3 protein-coding genes are annotated in these 2506 nt (G+C 55.3%); 1 reads left to right on the top strand and 2 read right to left on the bottom strand.

The features are described 5' to 3' along the window. A partial coding sequence (locus MVK46_RS04120) for a hypothetical protein (protein ID WP_297535385.1) occupies positions 1-246 on the top strand: 246 nt, incomplete at its 5' end. Positions 247-275: 29 nt separating this feature from the next. Here MVK46_RS04120 and gor read toward each other — a convergent pair. Together gor and MVK46_RS04130 are read right to left on the bottom strand one after the other, a co-directional pair. Next, the gene (gene gor, locus MVK46_RS04125; protein WP_297535386.1) at positions 276-2234 is read right to left on the bottom strand and encodes a glyceraldehyde-3-phosphate:ferredoxin oxidoreductase; all 1959 of its coding nucleotides are present in this window, start codon (positions 2232-2234) and stop codon (positions 276-278) included. A gap of 143 nt (positions 2235-2377) precedes the next feature. Then, on the bottom strand, positions 2378-2506 hold a 129-nt coding region (locus MVK46_RS04130; RefSeq protein WP_297535387.1), incomplete at its 5' end, for a fructose 1,6-bisphosphatase.

A 2506-nucleotide genomic window follows, 5' to 3' on the forward strand; every position in this document is an offset into this window, starting at 1 on the left:
ATAATGCTAGAAAACGGGAACATGATTAAATCCTTTGAAGCCCCGACCAGAATTGAACCCGTCCACTATCTGGCAGTCAGAACAACATCGAGGATGATGAACGCCACATTGCAGATTGAAAGAATCAGCCTCTTCAGCAAAAAGCCACAAACAACAGGCAACACAATTATTTCGATGAGCTTCGTCTATTTCTTGGTGATACTCGGTGTGGGAGTCCTGGCACTTGTCATTTACAAGAAAAAGTAGAGGGGTCAAAGTTCTTGGTTCTTTCCCGTTTATAACCTCCACTCAACCCCCAAAATCTCGCTGTAGGCTTCCAGGACTTTGCCCAGATACTCCTTCGCAGTGCCGACCTTGTCGGCCCTGAACTTCTCGGCCCACCTTTCGTTTCCGAACTCCTCACTGCCGGCCGAAACGAGGTCTATGACGCGCATGCTATCCCAGAAGACCGGGGTGTAGCCGGCCTTTCTGGCGTACTCGATGAGCCTCTTTATTTGCTTTTTCGCGTGCTCCTCCATGTCGATGTTCTGGCCGTAGGCGTCCATGAAGAGCGCCTTCAAGACCGGCTTCATCCAGCCCCTGTGGAATCTACACCAGCCGACGTTGTCGTACCAGAACTCCCAGAGAGCGCTCGCTATTATCTTCTGCGCCAGCTCCTCAGGCTCGAGGAAGACACCGAACTGGTAGAAGGTCCAGTATCTTCCTTGAATCGGGAGCGGTATGTAGTTGCCTATCGCCCAGTACATCGTCGGCGTTATCTCGCCGTCCTCGCCGAGTGGAGTAAAGACAGCATAGTCCTTGAAGCTCTCGCCATAGTCCAGCCTGTCCTTGAAGCGCTCGTCGAAGATTACGCTCGCCTTCCTCTTGCCGAGGCCGATTATCCTCGCTATCTCGTTCTCGCCGAAGGCCACGCGGTGGGCCAGTTCAGCCACGAGCTTCGCGTTGGTCTCGCTCGCCTCTATCGGTCTGTTGATGAGGGCATCCTTTGTGAAGTCCGGCTTGCCGCTTAAGCCAACCTCCTCGGGCTTGAGAAGCCCGCGGTGAAGCAGTTCGAGAACCCAGGCGGCGGTTCCTCCGAACTCTATTGCGTCGAAGCCCATAGCATCGGCCGCGTGGACGCTTATGTCGCTCGCCCTCAGAACGATGCTCCCGCTGAGCGGTCCGTTGGCTTCGTAAGGCTCGTACTCGACGTGGTGGCCGTTGCGGTACTTCTTGCAGACGACCGGACACGGCTCGCCGCAGGTCGTCCAGTTCTTGGGCTTTATTGCTTCCTCGTTGAAGGGCTCCCAGTAGTGCTTCATTATGTTCTCGTGGATTTTTATGCGCTCCTCCTTCGGAATGTAGGGCATCTGCCAGTTCAGTATCGGAACGAAGTCGCCCTCGGCCGGGTAGTTTCCGCCAAAGGTTCCGCCGGTGTTGAGCTTGGGGTTGAAGCGGTACTTCGTGGTCTTCTCGCTTATGACCTCGTTGTAGGGCTTCTTGTGGACGCCCTCAACTATGCCCTTCGCAGTTCTGAAGTTCGAGATGTCCTCGCCCGGGAACTTCCTCTTCCTCGGCTTTCCGCCGAAGATTATTCCTATGACGTTGTGCGCCCTGAGCAGAACGCTTCCGGAACCGCCGCGAGCGGCCCAGTCCTCGCTGCCGACGAGCCGTTTTCCTTTCCTCAGCGCCTGGGAGAATATGGCGCCGTAGTTGGTGTTCAGCGCGGCGGGGCCAACGACCGCTATCCTGTACTCGAAGTCAAAGCGCCCTCCAAAGGCCTCTATGAGGTACTGGGTGAGGGCGTAGACGCCCTCTTCGCCCTTGTAGCCCCTCCAGATTTCGATGACCCTCTCCAGTTCAATCTCATGGAGCTCAACCCTTACGCTCTCGCCATCGTTGTAGAGGAGAACCACGACGGGCTTCTCGGCCTTTCCCTCGAAAGTTACGAAGTCAACGCCGACGTTTTTGAAGGCGTAGGCGGCACCGCCCATCGCCGATGGAAAGAGAGTCCCGTAGAGCGGGGAGCGGAAGAAGAACATGAGCCTGTGTGCACCGGGCAGGGCCGAACCCGCAAACGGTCCCATGCCCATGACAATGACGTTTCTGGGGTCGTATGGGTCTATCGAGTACGTCCCAAGCTTCTCGTGGAGGTCTATTCCGTAGTCGATGATGCCGTAAACGTCATTCCTCTCAAGCTCCTCGCTTTCAACGGCCTTTTCATCGAGTTTAATCCTGAGAACCGTAAACCTCATGTTCCCACCCCTTTTGTATCACTCCAAGTGTTAGGTAGAACGCGAACGTATTTAAGTTTTCCTGTTTGCCTGAGAGCACGAAGAACGTGCACATACCTGGGCAATAAAGTCGGGGAAAAGCTAAACTGGAAGAAAAGGAGAAATCACTCAATGTCCTCGAAGCGCTCCTCAAGCCTCTTCAGCACGCCAGGCAGGGTTGTGTACTCCATGTCCTCGAGCGGAAGCCTGTGCGGCTCGAACGGGCCGTGCCTGCGCATGTAGTCCGTTATCTC

Origin of the sequence: Thermococcus sp., from assembly GCF_027066465.1 — an archaeon.
In the GTDB taxonomy this organism is placed as follows: Archaea; Methanobacteriota_B; Thermococci; order Thermococcales; family Thermococcaceae; genus Thermococcus.

What these genes read in the sequence shown, in the direction of transcription:
- gor (WP_297535386.1), bottom strand. Translation starts at nt 2,234, where the DNA reads ATGAGGTTTACGGTTCTCAGGATTAAACTCGATGAAAAGGCCGTTGAA.